We start from the raw sequence: 15,453 nt of genomic DNA on the forward strand, positions 1-15,453 counted from the left end.
CATTTGAAAACGAATAAAATCTTTGAAAGAATTTCAAGAAATCCATTTCTAAAACAAAGTTTAAGCACTTTGTTTTTGCGGATATTTGGAGTTCTTTTATTGTTTGGTTTTACCATTTTTTTAACCAAAAACTATACTCCAAAACTAGTTGGTCAATACGATTTTATACGATCCTTTTTATTAGCAGCCGGATGTATTTGTATGCTTGGTTTTGACCAGTCAATTTTATATTTCAAAGGATTTTTAGCAAGTCAAAATGCAATTGACCAGCTTAAAAAAGTCTATGTTAAAATGGTAGTGATGCTTTTTACGGCTTCACTATTGGCTTTGATTTTTATTCTGTGTATTGATAAAAGAAGAATAAATAATTATTTTTCTGATGATGAAGTTTACACAATACTTTTAAAAGGCGCTGCAACATTATTTTTCTATGGATTATCACTTTTAAACACCGAGGTTTTTAGAGCTTTAGATAAATTATATATTGCAGAATTATTTAGAAATATCTTAAAATATATTCCAATTATAATTGGATCTATTGTTTTGTTTTATTGGAATAAAGAAGCCTATTTAGTTGATGTATTTTTAATTGGGTTTGTTCTTTTGGCAATTTTAAGTTCAATTTTTGTTATAATTTATTTAAATAGAACACCAAAAATAGAATGCGAAGAAATTTTTTCGAAAAAAGAAATTTTTACAAAATCTTATCCCATTGCAATAAGCGGAATGGCTTTGTTTTTATTAATGTGTTTTGATATTATGTTTTTAAAAAAATATCGAAACGACGAAGCAGTTGCTTTTTATTCTGTTGGGGTAAAAGTAATGACCATTGTTTCAGTTATTATTTTGACTGTAAATATTACCGTTTCGGCAAAAATTGCAGAGTTATTTTTAAGCCACAATATTGTAGAATTAAAAAAGGTTTTGAGAAACAGTGCGCGCTTAATTTTCTGTATTACCTTTCCCGTAATTTTCTTAATAAGTGTATTTTCAGAACAAGTTTTGTCTTTTTTTGGACATCAATATATTGCGGCACAGCAGGCTTTTTTAATTTTAATTATTGGTCAGGGAATTTGTTCTTTATTTGGTTCAGCTCCAGTTTATTTAAACATGACCGGAAGACAGCATATTTTTCAGATTATATTAATTGTGGCAGTTATAATTAATTTTCTTTTAAACAGATTTTTGATTCCTGTTTTCGGAATGACCGGCGCAGCAATTGCTTATGTTTCAAGTTCTTTTTTCTGGAATTTTGTCTCGACAATTGTTATTTACAAAAAAGACAAATTAAAAGTTTTTTTGAATTAGTTGAAGATGAGAATACTACAGGTAATCAATAGTTTATATGCTGGAGGAGCGGAGAAGCTGCTTTTAGAAACAATTCCACTTTACAATAAAAAGGGAGTTGAGGTTGACCTATTGGTTTTAGATGGTACCGATTATCCATTTATGAAAGCTTTAAAAGAGGCTAATTGCTGTAAAATATATTCTTTAGGTACAACGGCATATAATCCATTAAATGTTTTTAAAATAATGCCGTTTTTAAAAAAATATGATATTGTACATGTGCATTTATTTCCATCACAATATTGGATTGTTTTATCAAAAATATTATCATTTTCCAGAATTAAAATAATAGTTACAGAACACAACACAACGAATCCTCGACTTGAAAATTTTTTTTTAAGTAAAATAGACTGGTTGATTTATAAAATGTACGGCAAAATTATTTGTATTACAGATGAGGTTTATAAAATAATGCAGGATCATTTAAAAACATCTAAATCAAAATTAACGGTAATTCATAATGGTATTAATTTAGATATAATTAATGATGCACAGCCTTATGCTAAGAACGAGATTTCTAACTTGTTTTCGGATAATGATATATTGTTAATTCAAGTAGCAAGATTTAGTAAACAGAAAGATCAGCAAACAGTTATAAATGCCTTACAATATTTACCTGAAAATATTAAGCTTATATTAGTGGGAAATGGCGTATTACAAAAGGATTGTGAAGCTCTCGTTGAAAAATTAAACCTAGAAGGAAGAGTAATTTTTTTAGGAATACGAATGGATGTGCCCCGACTTTTAAAAACAGCAGATATAACTGTTTTAAGTACAAATTGGGAAGGATTGAGTTTATCTGCTATTGAAAGCATGAATTCAGGAAAACCTTTTATTGCGTCTAATGTAGCGGGAATGTCAGATCTTATTAATGGATCAGGTATTTTGTTTGAAAAAGGAAACCATCAAGAACTTGCTTTTTACATTAAAAAGTTAATTAATGAAAAAGATTTTTATGAAGTGATAGTCAATTCTTGTAAAAAAAGAGCGAAACAATTTGATATACAATCGATGGTTGAAAAACATATAGATTTATATGAATCTATGATTAAAAAATGAGAAGAATTATAAGAAAAAATAATGCAGCTTTTTTAATTATTGCATCAGCTAATTTAGTTGTAGCACTTGTTTCATCTTTTATTTTACCACCTAAATTTTTTTATGACGCGGCCATTATTGCGTATGATAAATATAATCTAATAGGATATTTTGGAAGTTATCCCTTATCGATTTTATTTTATAAAGTAACAGGTTTACGTCATTTACCATTTTCATTAATTGCACTTTTACAATTTCCAATTCTCATGTATATCCTCAGGAAAATAGGAATCCCGGAGAATTTTGAAAAAATAAACATTAAGAACATTTTAGTGTATTTGGGAATTTTTATGATTGCCATTTTTATTTCAATGCCATCAAAAGAGTTTATAACCTTTTTGTATATCTCTCCAATTGTTTTTATGTGTGTAAATCAAAAGATTTCTTTAAAAAAAACAATTATATACTCAATACTTCTATTATTAATTTTTGGAATATTTTTTCGCCCTTATTACCTTTTAATTCCTGTAATTGGGGGAGGGATGTATTTAGTAAGTTTGATAAGTTTTAAAAGTAAAACCTTAACTACGATATTTTATGGATTATTAATTGCTGTTTTTTTATCTTTTAGTCATGGTATTATAAAAGGAAAATATCTTTCTGAAATTAGCCGTGAAGTTGCAAACAGTGAACGGGTTGGTTCTTCAGATGCTAATTCTATAATTATTTCGCCTGTGAAGACAGATACATGGTACGGAGAAACGATAGGTATCTTTTATGGATTTTTTACGGTTAATATTCCTGTAAATGGTTTAAAACACATATTATCTCCTCAAATTGTTATTTTTATAGTTTGGCAGCTGCTATTATTTTATATTTTATTAGTTCGTTTTGCGAAATGTCTCTTAGATAGAAAAAGATATCCGAAAGAACTTTTTATACTGCTAATTATTTTTGCTTTTTTTATTGTACAAGGAGTTTTCGAACCCGATTTAGGAACCGCTGTGCGTCATAAAATAGGTGTTTTTCCATTAATTTATTTTGCATTATACTATGAATCTTTCAGAAAAGAACTTCAATAAAGTATTCCATGTTTTTTTGTGTTTGATTGCTATTGCAATGATTTTCAGAAAACCATGTTCATTACTTATTATTTTGTTTGGCGTTTTTAATTTGATTTTTATCCGAAAATTAAAATTCACCAAAACATCATGGATTTTAATTCTTTGTATCGCTTCACCAGTTTTGTTAGAATTATTACTTTTTTGGAACAACGATTCTTTTTCTAAAGGATTAAAAGCCATTGAAAAAAGCACCTCATTAGTATTATTTCCAATCTTTATTATTGGGAATTATCAACGAGTTAAATTTTTAAAATTAATAGAAACTTATAGTATTGCAACAACAATGATAATGCTGGGATTTGCAATAAGGTTTTACATTGTATATCCTGATTTATTAAACAAATATCTGAGTAATATTGACCTTTGGGAAATGGGCTATAAATTTGCAGACAGCATTGGTATTCATGCGCCGGCTTTAAATATGCACTTAGCTTTTATTTCAGTAAGTGCCTTTTATTTCGTCTTTTATAGTTTTCAGAATAATGAAAAAAGCGTCATTAAAATTTTCCGCATTATAGTTTTTTTATTATCGTTTTTCTTTGTGCTTTTAGTAAATACAAGAATGGCATTAGTAAATGTTTTAATTGGTTTTGCTGTTGTTTTTATTATTGAAATAAAATCAAAGTCAAAGATTAGTTTAAGCAAAATCGCATTAACATTAATAGGACTTTTGATTGTATTAGGCAGTATTTTGTTTTTTTTCGCGCAGAAAAATCCATATATGAAACAAAAGTATTCTACTGTAAGTTTTGCTTATATGGACAAAGTGGGGAAATTAGATGAAATTGATCATCCGGAAATTTATGCTTTTAATACTTTAGCAACAAGACTTTCGATCTGGAAATCAGCTTGGGAATTATCGATTAAAAACCTTCCTTTTGGAGTTGGTGCTTCAGATGGAAAACCGGAATTAAATAAATATTATAAACAAACAAATCAGCAGTTTCTGGCTAAATATGAATTCCCAACGCACAATCAGTTTTTAGATTTTTTATTGAAATTTGGAATTCTTGGACCTCTGGTAGTAATGCTGTATATTTTTACTATTGGATATTTAGGTTACGATTTAAAAAATGCCGTAATAATTACGTTTTTTATCATCTTTTTGACTTCAAACTTAATAGATGACTTCCTGCTTCGATTTGATGGTATCGCTTTTAGCGGATTTTGGTTTTCTGTTTTTTCAAGTTATTGGATGCAGCAAAAAATTACTCTTTATAAAGAGCGAGAAGCTGTTTAAAATTCTCATTTTTATTAAAAAGCTCAAAGCACCTTTTTAATGCATTTTCTCCAAATTCAGTTCTTGTTTGTTTATCTTTTAATATCTGAAAATAGTATTCTAATTCGTTAATTTCATTAAAAAGAAACCCTGTTTTATTTGGAACAATTATATCTTTATTTCCGATAATGTTGGTTCCAATTACAGGTTTTTCCAGTGCCATAGCCTCTAAAACAGCAATAGGTAGGCCTTCCCACAAAGAAGTCTGAAGGTATATATCGACAGAATTTAATGTTTTAAAAACAACATTTTGATCTAAAAGCCATCCTGTTATTGTAATGTTTGTCGCTGTAATTAAATGATTTAATTCTCCGTCGCCAATCCAGACAAAGTTAAAATCCGGAAATTTTAAAGCTATGTCATTAAAAAGTTTTGGGTTCTTTTGAAAAGTAATTCTGCCAATCGTTCCAATTGTTAATTTTTCATTTGTTTTTTCGGTAAAATACTGACGAGCAAAATTAATATCTATTCCATTTCGAATTAATTTTGCAGGCCCAATATTTTTTGCAATTTCAAATTCGGTATCGCCACAAGCAATAGTTGTTCCTCCAAAAAGGCGTTGAAAACTTTTTTCTATTGTCAAATATAATTTTCTAAAACTTTTTGATATATCAGTTCTGAGAAAAGCGTAACCATGCGGAGTATAAAAAAGTTTTATCTTTTTAAATAAAAAAAAAGCTGCAATTCTCCCTAAAACACCTGCTTTTGACGAATGAAGATGAATTACATCGGGATTTATTTTTTTTAGTTCCTGGATTAATCTAATAATAGATTTTAAGTCTTTGATAGGAGAAATTTCTCTGACCATATTTAAGTGCACCAACCTGACGCCTCCAGAGAAGTCAGCTTCTATTTTTTTGGGGCTAACGCCATTCCTGTGCCCACTGTAAATAATCGTAGTATTTATGCTTTCGCTTGTTTCTTCATTTCCAAAGAAATGAGATAGATCTTTGAAATAATTATAAACGCCGCCTTCTAAAGCTTCAACAACGTGCACTATTTTCATATTAAAAGTTTAAAAAGTAAAAATATAAGTAAAGCTTTAATTACTAAAGTACTTTTATAAATCATTATCATTTATAAAAAATTAACAATAAAAAGATTATATTTGAATTTAATTTAAAAAAAATTAACATGAAAAAACTTTATTTATTGTTGTCGCTTTTTATTATGGGAAGTTCTTTTGCTCAAATTTATACTCCTTATGCCTCAACTAATGCTACGACGAATTCAAGTACAACAAGCAATGTTGGAATAGGAGTAATTAATCCAATTGAAAAACTAACTGTTGATGGTAATATTAATGTTATTAATGGGACTGGAGTATATCCAAAAATAGGGTTTGCTACGAATGATACTTTTTTAAATACCCAAACGAATAATATAGCAATTGCTAACTATGGTATAACAAAAAGCAAATTTGATAATTCTTCCAGTACCCCAACAATTTCATTATCTGGTTTTAATGGAATTAATTTTTATACAAATACTACAGAAAGAATGAAAATAAGCAGTTCGGGAAAAATTGGAATTGATGTAACCTCATTTCCAACAAATGCCCTTTATGCAAATTATAAACTTTTTGTAAGAGGAGGTATTTTAACTGATGAAGTGCGTGTTAGTTTAAGTGCAAATGGAACTTGGGCTGATTATGTATTTTTTGATAATTATAAATTAATGCCTTTGTCTGAATTAGAGATTTTTATATCAAACAATAAACATTTACCAAATGTACCGTCTGCTAAAGAAATAAAAGAAGATGGAATTAATATAGCAGATATGATAAGAATTCAACAAGAGAAAATAGAAGAACTAACACTTTACATTATTGAGCAAAATAGAAAAATAGAAGCTTTACAAGCTAAAGTTTATAAAGATTTAAAATAAGAAATTCAAAGTATTATGAAAAAAAGCAAACAAGTATACTTATTGCTTATTTCGATTTATTTTTCAAGCTGTGGAGAAGTTTATTATTTACAAACTAAGAATGATCCATGCAAAGAGATATATGGAAAATGGAAAATGTACAAAAGAAGTTATCCAAATAATAAATTTCGTTTAGAAGAATTTGAAACAGCAATATGGATTTTTGATGTAGATGGTACACTCACAATAAATGACAGCATAAAAAAAACATACAGATTAGAATATTGTGAAAAATTATTTATTGGATTGGATTCTCAAAGCATGAATGTAAACATGTCAAAAGACACGTTGCATTTAAGTAGGATATCTTATTCACAAGTATATTCTACTATTTCATTTAAAAAAATTAATTGAACATGAAAAAAAACGTTATAATTATTATTTCTTTTTTAATAACGATTTTTTGCTCTGCACAAAATTGTCTAACAGATGAGTATTATAAAGGAAATAAAACGATTGATCCACAACTAGATAAAAAAGTTAAAGAGATTATATCAAGCTTTAAAAATAATGAAACAAATGAAACGCAAAAGCCATCTGGGACGCAAGCACTAATTGGAGATGAGATAATAGTAATTCCAGTAGTTTTCAATGTGATTCACAGTGGCGAACCATTAGGGACAGGAAAAAACATTTCGTTAAATAAAATAGAAGAACAAATTAATATACTGAATGATGCCTATAGTGGAAAATATGGAGGAGTTGATACCAGAATTAGATTTTGTCTAGCAAAACAAAATACTGTTGGTCAAGCAACAACAGGTGTTAATCGTTTTTTTGGAAAAACTTCCTATGATGTTGGGATTAGAAATGGTAATAATTGTGAATTTACATTTGAAGTAGATAGGCAGATTAAGAGAAATATATCGTCAGGATTTCCAAGTAGTTTTTATTTGAATATCTGGACAACAGATATAATAAATTGTGGTAAAGATAATTATCTTGGGTATGGAACTTATCCATTTTATGACGATTTTAGTCTAGACGGTATTGTTTTAGATTATCTACAAGTTGGGATTAATGTAACAACAGATCCTAATGACATTAATTATTCTAACGGGAGTACATTGGCACATGAAGCAGGTCATTGGCTTGGACTTTATCATGTTTTTGAAGGTTACGAAAGCTCATCTTGCAGTCAAAGAAGCGAAATTCCTTGCGATATTGAAGGAGATATGATTTGTGATACGGAACTAGTTCCTAATTCTGGATTTCAGAATATAGCACCCGGAAATTGTTTAGGATATAATTGTAAAGGGCAAATAAAGGATGTCGTGCAGAATATTATGGATTATCAGAAGCCATCACGATATTATTGCCAGACAAAATTTACTGCTGGTCAGAAAAGAAGAATGAAGAGTATATTATCCTATTATAAACCCACAATTTATAATCAAGGTATGGTTGTAGATCTTGTTTCTTGTAAATCACCTACTATGGGTAGTGGCGGCGGTAAGACTATTGAAGGTGAAATTATAGATTGTTCAGCGGTTAATTCACTAAAAGGACAAAATATAGTAAAGCCAGTTATGAATCAAGATTTTTCACCATTTATAGGAACACCAGTTGAAAAATTCGGGCAAAGACTTGAAGTTAACGATAAGTGGCTTGTAACTACATTTGAGACATATGCACTCATCCTTGTTGGAAGCCCTAAACCTACTAAGCCAATCGTAAATTCTCTTGTTATATATAAAAGAGAAGGATGTAAATATGCATTGCACCAAATGATTGACATAGGATTTACAAGTACAAGCAAAACGACTGATTTTGGTTTATTATTAAATGGTAATGAAATAATTGTTACTGCAAAAAATAAAGATGAAGTTTTTATATGTCGTTTAAATGAAAATTACGACAGATGGGAATTAGTCCAACAAATTAAAAATGAGTCTGAAAGTGAGGTTGGGAGTAGTGCTTATGTAACAGGAAGATTTTTATTTATATTAGAGAATAATGATAAAGCAGATAATATATTACGAATTTATTATAAAAATAACAATGGTAATTATGATTTTCATCAAACATTTTCAATGCCGGTATTTAGCTTCACTTCCTATGGAAAACTTTTACAATCAGGAAATTTTAAAAAAGGTAATGTAAATTTTAATTCAAGTACTTTTACAGGATCTTACGATCCACCAGAAATACTTATAGGCAGAAATAATAGTAGTGCTTTTATGTTGCTTGGACTAAACAGTAATAATATGTGGACTATGCAACATGCAGCACAACCTCCAGGAATGAAAGGTACAGAAAGGGCACTTGATATAGAAATATCTAAAGATTTCATTTATGTATTAACAATTTCTAAAACAGGTGGAACTAAAGAGGATATCTTATATTTGTACTCCTACAAGATTACAGACAAAGAAGATTTAGGAACTTATCCATTCCAAAATCTCTATAATAAGCAAACATTAGATTATAATATAGATGGGTTATTTTCTGATGCTAAATTACAAGTATTTAACGATGAATTTTTATTTGTAGACAATCAAAGAGGTAGATCAATGAGGTTATTTTATAATACAAATTCGGGTTCTACGGATCTTCCTAATTGGGAAAAAAAGGAAAAAACGATAACTTGTTCAAATGGAAAGGACAACCTAGATGATTTTGAAGTATTTGGTAATTTGTTATTTTATGGATATGGTGGATCTGTTATACATATTTATAATATTTCTGATATTCTTAAGCAAGAAGGCTTCGATCAGACATTTATAAATAACACAGATTTTTATGATAAAAAGATAAATTTAGTTCCGGATAATTATTCTACTTCAGCTCAAAAAATTACAGTTGGAGAGTCAATTCCAATAGATTTTAACTATGTTGAAAAAGAGCTCATAGCAAATGAAAGTATTGTTCTGAAACCTGGTACAAAAATATCTAGTAGTTCAAAAGTTAAATTAAAAATTACTGATAATTATGGCCTTTGTAATTCAATTCTAACTTCAAAAAGAACTAATATTGAATCAGATGTTATAAATGATTATTTAAGCGAAAGAGAAGATCAAAATTTTTATAGATCCAAAGAGAAAGTACTACTTTATCCAAATCCTAATTCAGGTATTTTCACGGTATATTTTGGAAGAGAGAATGATAAACTTGTTAATTGTGATATTTACGATAGTACGGGACATCTATTATATCACTCAATTACAGAAAAATCATCAATTGAAATAAACTTATCAAACTTACCTGGGGGTAATTATATTATCAAGCTTAAAGGGAATAACTTTGATGAAGCAATTAAATTCATAAAACAGTAAATGAATTAAAATATTTAAAAAACTGCCTAATTATTTTTAGGCAGTTTTGTTTTTTATAATAGTTCTATAATTTTCAAATCACTTACATTTGCGTTGTATAAATAATCATTATGAAAAGAATACTTATTACCGGAGCAGCGGGTTTTTTAGGATCACATTTGTGCGATCGATTTATCAAGGAAGGTTATTTTGTTATCGGGATGGATAATTTGATTACTGGAGATCTTAAAAACATAGAGCATCTATTCAAATTAGAGCATTTTGAATTTTACCATCACGATATTACAAAATTTGTCCACATACCTGGAGACTTAGATTATATTTTACATTTTGCTTCGCCGGCAAGTCCTATAGATTACTTAAAAATTCCAATTCAAACTTTAAAAGTTGGTTCGTTAGGAACACACAATTTGTTAGGATTGGCAAGAGTTAAAAAAGCTAGAATTTTGATCGCTTCAACTTCTGAAGTGTACGGAGATCCTTTAGTACATCCTCAAACCGAAGAATACTACGGAAACGTGAATACAATTGGACCAAGAGGCGTTTATGACGAAGCTAAACGTTTTCAGGAATCTATAACAATGGCATATCATACTTTTCATGGCGTAGAAACGAGAATCGTGCGTATTTTTAATACTTATGGTCCAAGAATGCGCCTTAATGACGGGCGTGTAATTCCTGCGTTTATTGGACAGGCACTTCGCGGAGAAGATTTAACAATTTTTGGAGACGGTATGCAGACTCGTTCATTTTGTTATGTAGACGATCAGGTTGAAGGTATTTTCAGATTACTGCATTCTGATTATGTATATCCGGTAAATATTGGAAACCCAGATGAAATTACAATTAAAGATTTTGCAGAAGAAATTATAAAACTTACCGGAACAAATCAAAAAGTAGTATATCATCCATTGCCTATAAATGATCCATTGCAGCGTCAGCCGGATACGACCAAAGCAAAAGAATTATTGGGTTGGGAAGCAAAAGTAAGCCGCTCAGAAGGGATGAAAATTACGTATGATTATTTTAGATCACTTTCTAAAGAAGAACTTTCTAAAGAGGAACACAAAGATTTTTCAAGCTATATTAAATAACATCAATTAGAATTGTTTTCTAACTATATATGACCGCATTTCACACAGGAAGATATTCAAAATATATTCGGCCAATAAGTATTTTAATCGACCTATTTGTGATCTCGATCGTAAGTTTTTTTGTTTTTAATGATCTGGTTTCAAATATCTGGATTCTTATCTTATATCAAAATGCTGCATGGGGAATCGTTGCATTTTCAATTAAATTTTATGAGGTATACCGTTTTACAACACCAATAGCTATTGCATCAAAAATAATAAAACAGTTAACTTTATTTCTATTAACAAGTATTGCATTTTTTCCATTTTCGAGACAAGCGATTTTTAGCGAATCAAAGATTGTAGTATTTATATCCTTGATTTTGGTCTTGGTAGCGGTTTTTAAATTTGCTTTATTTTTCTATTTAAAAGAATATAGAATCATAACAGGCAGCAATTATAGAAATGCCGTTATTATTGGGTTTACGCCAGAAGCTATTCGATTAAAAGATCTTTTTGAAACAAGAAGAGATTATGGATATCGATTTCTGGGATATTTTTCGGATAAAAAAGTAAGCCAAAAAATAACAGGTAAACTAGCTGATTTAAAACCATTTGTAATTGAAAATGAGGTTGACGAAATTTATTGTTCTTTGAATGAAGTTTCGAATAAAAGTTTGAAAGACCTAATTGATTTTGCAGATGAAAATAATAAAACCATTAAGTTTATTCCTGACACAAAAGAGATTTTTTCGAAAAACTTAAAGATAGATTATTACGATTTTTTTCCCGTGCTTTCGTTAAAACTAACAATGCTTAATGAGCCGACAATAAAATTTATAAAACGTTTTTTTGATATTTCATTCTCAATATTAGTGATTGTTTTTTTGTTGTCATGGTTAATTCCATTACTAGCGATTTTAATAAAATTAGAATCAAAAGGGCCGGTATTTTTTAAGCAGGGAAGACCCGGAATGGAAGAGAACGAATTTGTATGTTATAAATTCCGTTCAATGTACATTAACAAAACAACAGAAAAAGAAGCTTCAAAAGACGACCCGCGTGTGACAAAAATGGGACGATTTATGAGAAAAACCAGCATCGATGAACTTCCGCAATTTATAAATGTTTTGTTAGGAGATATGTCTGTAGTTGGGCCTAGACCGCATTTATGGTCTCAGAATAAAGAATATGGTAACAGGGTTAAAAAATACATGATTCGTCATTGTGTAAAACCCGGAATTACCGGATTAGCACAAGTAAGTGGTTTTAGAGGAGAAATAACAGCAGAAAGAGATATGGTAAACAGAATAAAATTTGATGTTTTTTATATCGAAAACTGGTCATTAATTCTGGATTTGAAAATAATTTCGCAAACGATAATAAACATTTTCAAAGGCGATAAAAAAGCATATTAATGAACGATTTAGTATCTATTTTAACACCGACCTATAATACTGAAAAGTTCATTAGAGCCACTATAGAATCAGTTCAAAACCAGACGTATCAAAACTGGGAAATGATTTTGGTTGATGATGCATCGACCGATGAAACGGTTTCTATTATTGAAGAATTTGTTCAAAAGGATTCCAGAATTAAATTATTCAAATTATCTAAAAATTCAGGAAATGGTTTCGCAAGAAATGAAGCTTTGGAAAAAGCTACGGGAAAATACATTGCCTATCTTGATGCAGATGATTTGTGGTCTTCAACTAAATTAGAAAAACAGATTCAGTTTTTAAAAACAAATAATCAGCCTTTTACTTTTAGTTATTATGATTCTATTGATGAAGAGGGAAATAATTTAAAAAGAAGAGTAGAATCGCCAAATCCGTTAACGTATAAAGAATTGTTTTTTTGTAATTACGTTGGTAATCTTACGGCTATTTACGACACTGAATATTTTGGAAAAATCAAATTAGAATCTTCAGAAAAAAGGCAGGATTGGAGAATATGGCTTACGATTTTAAAACAATTAAAAGAGGTAGAAGCCGTTCCAGAATCTTTAGCTTTTTATAGAATTAGAAAAGATTCCATTTCATCTTCAAAATTCAAATTGATAAAACACAACTTTGGTGTTTATCGAGATTTTCATGGTTTTAATTTCGTGTCTTCTGTTTTATTGATGATACGATTTTTATTTACTCAGCTGGTTATAAAACAGAGATATATAAAGAAAGTTTAAATATTCTCTCTAAGGTCGCAAATTGCGACCTTGAAGAATCACGTTCAGAATTGGAGATTACAATTTGTGACTTCCAATTTTCAAATTAAGATATTTTGAGAGTCAATCATCGCAAAACTTGAAGTCGCAATTTGTGTCCTCCAATTTAAACATAAAATCTTCGCATAAACTTGAGGTCACAATTTGTGACTTCAAGTTTCTAAGGTCACAATTTGTGACCTTAAAGAATTATTTTTTATAACCAATCTTGATTCTTCCAACTTCATTTTCTTTTTTCTCAGTTAGTTCATCTAAATAAGAAAAAACTAATTCAATATTCTTATCATGATTCTCTAACTTCTTTTGAATCTGCAGAATATCAACTTTAATTTCCGTTGTATCCAAAAGCATTTGTCTCACTTTCGTGAAGATACGCATGATTTGAATATTGGTTTGAATTGCTTTGTCGCTTTTTAAGACACTTGACAACATCATTACACCATGTTCTGTAAAAGCAAATGGTAGATATTTTTGATATTTACCTCTTCCTTTCTCTAAGGTCGCAAATTGCGACCTTAGAGAATTGTGTTCATTATCATTGAGTTGAAACATGAAATCTTCAGGAAATCTAGATAAATTTCTTTTTACTTGTTCATTTAACCTTTTAGTTTCTACGCCATAAAGCAAAGCTAAATCACCATCAAGCATTACTTTTTGACCACGGATAAAATATATTTTATTAGAAATTGTTTCTTCAGAAAGTAAAGATTGATCGTCCATAAGTTTTTATTAGAAAAACAAATGTAAGATTTTATTTATATTTATAAATGAGATTTAAACTGTTTTAATTTCCCGCGATTGGATCTTTCTAAAACAGATTTTCTTGTAAAAGTGAAGTTTAAATTTGGCTCTAAATATAAATCGATGGCTTCTTTTATTTTTTGAATTTGTTCTGAAACCAATTCTTTTTCAGCAACATATTCAATTTCAAAAGTATCTAATTGCATTTGTTTGATGATAAATTCTTTTACGTTTCCATCATCTTCAATAATGCTTTTAGTTACATAATAGAACGTCAAACCAGGAGATTTTTTCCCACTTGGTAAAATGGCAACATCATTTGTTCTGCCAATTAATTTTTTTAAGATAGGTTTTTGAGGAGTACTTTTTTCATCGAGAATTCCGATGTCACCAATTTCATATCTGATAAAAGGATTTGCTTTGTTGAATAGCGATGTAATTACAATTTTTCCTTCCGTTCCATGTGGAACAACATTATTGTTTTCATCTAAAATCTCCACAAAAAGAGTTTCAGCATTTGCTTGCCATTCGCCTTGCGGATTTTCAAAAGCAATTAGATCAAGTTCAGAAGCACCGTATTCGTTAATAATCGGAATGCCGAATTGTTTTTCCAACAGTTTTTTATCCGTTTCAAAAAGCATTTCTGAAGTTACAAAACAAGCTTTTAAAGTGGGACAGATTTCATTTAGGATAATGTTTTTCTGTTCTAAAAATTTTGCAAATAAAACAATTGAACTGGTATAACCATTGATATAATCGAATTTTTTCGATCTGAATTTCTGCAGAAATTTTTCGAGAATTTCATCAGATAAATCAAAAACCGGAAAACGAAAACGATGCGTCAGGAAATCTTTAAAACGTTCTTTTTGATATCCAATAAAATCCATCGGAATGCCATAAAAACGTGCTTGATACGAATTATTAAAGTCAATATTAAACCATCCAAAACGCATAATATTTGAAGCCCAGGTTAAAGCGTGCGAATATTTATCTTTAGCAAAAACAAAAGGTGTTCCGCTTGATCCGGAGGTTTTGTTGAGGTAAATGTTGCTTTTTGAATAACCGTTTGACAGTCTTTCTTCGAGTGGTTTTTGCAGATTTTGTTTGTTCAAAATGGGTAAATCTTCCCAATTTTCGACAGTTGTATTTCCAACTAATTCTCTATAAAAAGAATTATTCTTTAAATGAAAATCAACAATTTCCTTCTTTTTACTTTCGAGAAACGAAACATATTCTTCTTCAGAAAAATGAACAATTTTATCCAATTCGGCTTTGGCTTTCTTTATAGGAAAACCATTTAATTGAAGGGAAAGATCAAAAAGACGAATCATTTTTAGGATAATTTTCGTCAAAAATAATATTTACCAATTACTAACAGCGAAGAATCAACAAGTTTTTAAGATTTAATTATTTTTTACGTGTAAAA

The 15,453-nt window shown here is 29.3% G+C and carries 13 protein-coding genes; 10 read left to right on the top strand and 3 right to left on the bottom strand.

Translation table 11 applies throughout. The features are described from left to right. Window positions 1-3: 3 nt before the first annotated feature. Genes J2Y38_RS04070 through J2Y38_RS04085 form a run of 4 tightly spaced genes read left to right on the top strand, consistent with a single transcriptional unit; the run spans window position 4 to window position 4,749 of the window. Window positions 4-1,308 carry a polysaccharide biosynthesis C-terminal domain-containing protein gene (locus J2Y38_RS04070; RefSeq protein ID WP_309839829.1) on the top strand — a complete coding sequence of 435 codons (1,305 nt, stop codon included), beginning with the start codon at window positions 4-6 and terminating at the stop codon, window positions 1,306-1,308. 6 nt (window positions 1,309-1,314) lie between these two features. Continuing rightward, window positions 1,315-2,406, top strand: a complete 1,092-nt coding sequence (locus J2Y38_RS04075) for a glycosyltransferase (RefSeq protein ID WP_309839831.1) — start codon at window positions 1,315-1,317, stop codon at window positions 2,404-2,406. Continuing rightward, window positions 2,403-3,467 carry a hypothetical protein gene (locus J2Y38_RS04080; RefSeq protein WP_309839833.1) on the top strand — a complete coding sequence of 355 codons (1,065 nt, stop codon included), beginning with the start codon at window positions 2,403-2,405 and terminating at the stop codon, window positions 3,465-3,467. The genes J2Y38_RS04075 and J2Y38_RS04080 overlap by 4 nt, the downstream gene beginning before the upstream one ends. Beyond that, window positions 3,439-4,749: an O-antigen ligase family protein gene (locus J2Y38_RS04085; RefSeq protein ID WP_309839835.1), complete on the top strand. Its 1,311-nt coding sequence runs from the start codon at window positions 3,439-3,441 to the stop codon at window positions 4,747-4,749. Before J2Y38_RS04080 ends, J2Y38_RS04085 begins: the two co-directional genes overlap by 29 nt. Here J2Y38_RS04085 and J2Y38_RS04090 read toward each other — a convergent pair. Then, window positions 4,718-5,794, bottom strand: coding sequence for a glycosyltransferase (locus J2Y38_RS04090; protein ID WP_309839837.1), 1,077 nt, complete (start codon window positions 5,792-5,794; stop codon window positions 4,718-4,720). The two genes, J2Y38_RS04085 and J2Y38_RS04090, sit on opposite strands and share 32 nt — an antisense overlap. A gap of 128 nt (window positions 5,795-5,922) precedes the next feature. Between J2Y38_RS04090 and J2Y38_RS04095 the strand changes: the two genes are divergently transcribed. The 6 genes from J2Y38_RS04095 to J2Y38_RS04120 all read left to right on the top strand — a co-directional run bounded on the left by J2Y38_RS04095 (window position 5,923) and on the right by J2Y38_RS04120 (window position 13,247). Further along, window positions 5,923-6,675: a hypothetical protein gene (locus J2Y38_RS04095; RefSeq protein WP_309839839.1), complete on the top strand. Its 753-nt coding sequence runs from the start codon at window positions 5,923-5,925 to the stop codon at window positions 6,673-6,675. A gap of 15 nt (window positions 6,676-6,690) precedes the next feature. Beyond that, complete coding sequence (locus J2Y38_RS04100) at window positions 6,691-7,068, top strand: hypothetical protein (protein ID WP_309839840.1); 378 nt, start codon at window positions 6,691-6,693, stop codon at window positions 7,066-7,068. A gap of 2 nt (window positions 7,069-7,070) precedes the next feature. Then, window positions 7,071-9,989, top strand: a complete 2,919-nt coding sequence (locus J2Y38_RS04105; protein ID WP_309839842.1) for a zinc-dependent metalloprotease — start codon at window positions 7,071-7,073, stop codon at window positions 9,987-9,989. A 110-nt stretch (window positions 9,990-10,099) separates the two neighbouring features. Next, window positions 10,100-11,083: a UDP-glucuronic acid decarboxylase family protein gene (locus J2Y38_RS04110; RefSeq protein ID WP_056207444.1), complete on the top strand. Its 984-nt coding sequence runs from the start codon at window positions 10,100-10,102 to the stop codon at window positions 11,081-11,083. Window positions 11,084-11,112: 29 nt separating this feature from the next. After that, the gene (locus tag J2Y38_RS04115) at window positions 11,113-12,480 is read left to right on the top strand and encodes an undecaprenyl-phosphate glucose phosphotransferase (protein ID WP_309839845.1); all 1,368 of its coding nucleotides are present in this window, start codon (window positions 11,113-11,115) and stop codon (window positions 12,478-12,480) included. Beyond that, window positions 12,480-13,247, top strand: coding sequence for a glycosyltransferase family 2 protein (locus J2Y38_RS04120; protein WP_309839847.1), 768 nt, complete (start codon window positions 12,480-12,482; stop codon window positions 13,245-13,247). The genes J2Y38_RS04115 and J2Y38_RS04120 overlap by 1 nt, the downstream gene beginning before the upstream one ends. A 228-nt stretch (window positions 13,248-13,475) precedes the next feature. Here J2Y38_RS04120 and J2Y38_RS04125 read toward each other — a convergent pair whose 3' ends face one another. Both J2Y38_RS04125 and J2Y38_RS04130 read right to left on the bottom strand, forming a co-directional pair. Next, a complete protein-coding gene (locus J2Y38_RS04125; RefSeq protein WP_309839849.1) occupies window positions 13,476-14,006 on the bottom strand; it encodes an ORF6N domain-containing protein in 531 nt (176 codons plus the stop codon). Window positions 14,007-14,047: 41 nt separating this feature from the next. Next, window positions 14,048-15,358 (bottom strand): phenylacetate--CoA ligase family protein, encoded by a 1,311-nt coding sequence (locus J2Y38_RS04130; RefSeq protein WP_309839851.1) that lies wholly within the window; start codon window positions 15,356-15,358, stop codon window positions 14,048-14,050. Between the last annotated feature and the right edge of the window lie 95 nt (window positions 15,359-15,453).

It is taken from the genome of Flavobacterium sp. 2755, from assembly GCF_031455715.1.
Taxonomy (GTDB): Bacteria; Bacteroidota; Bacteroidia; order Flavobacteriales; family Flavobacteriaceae; genus Flavobacterium.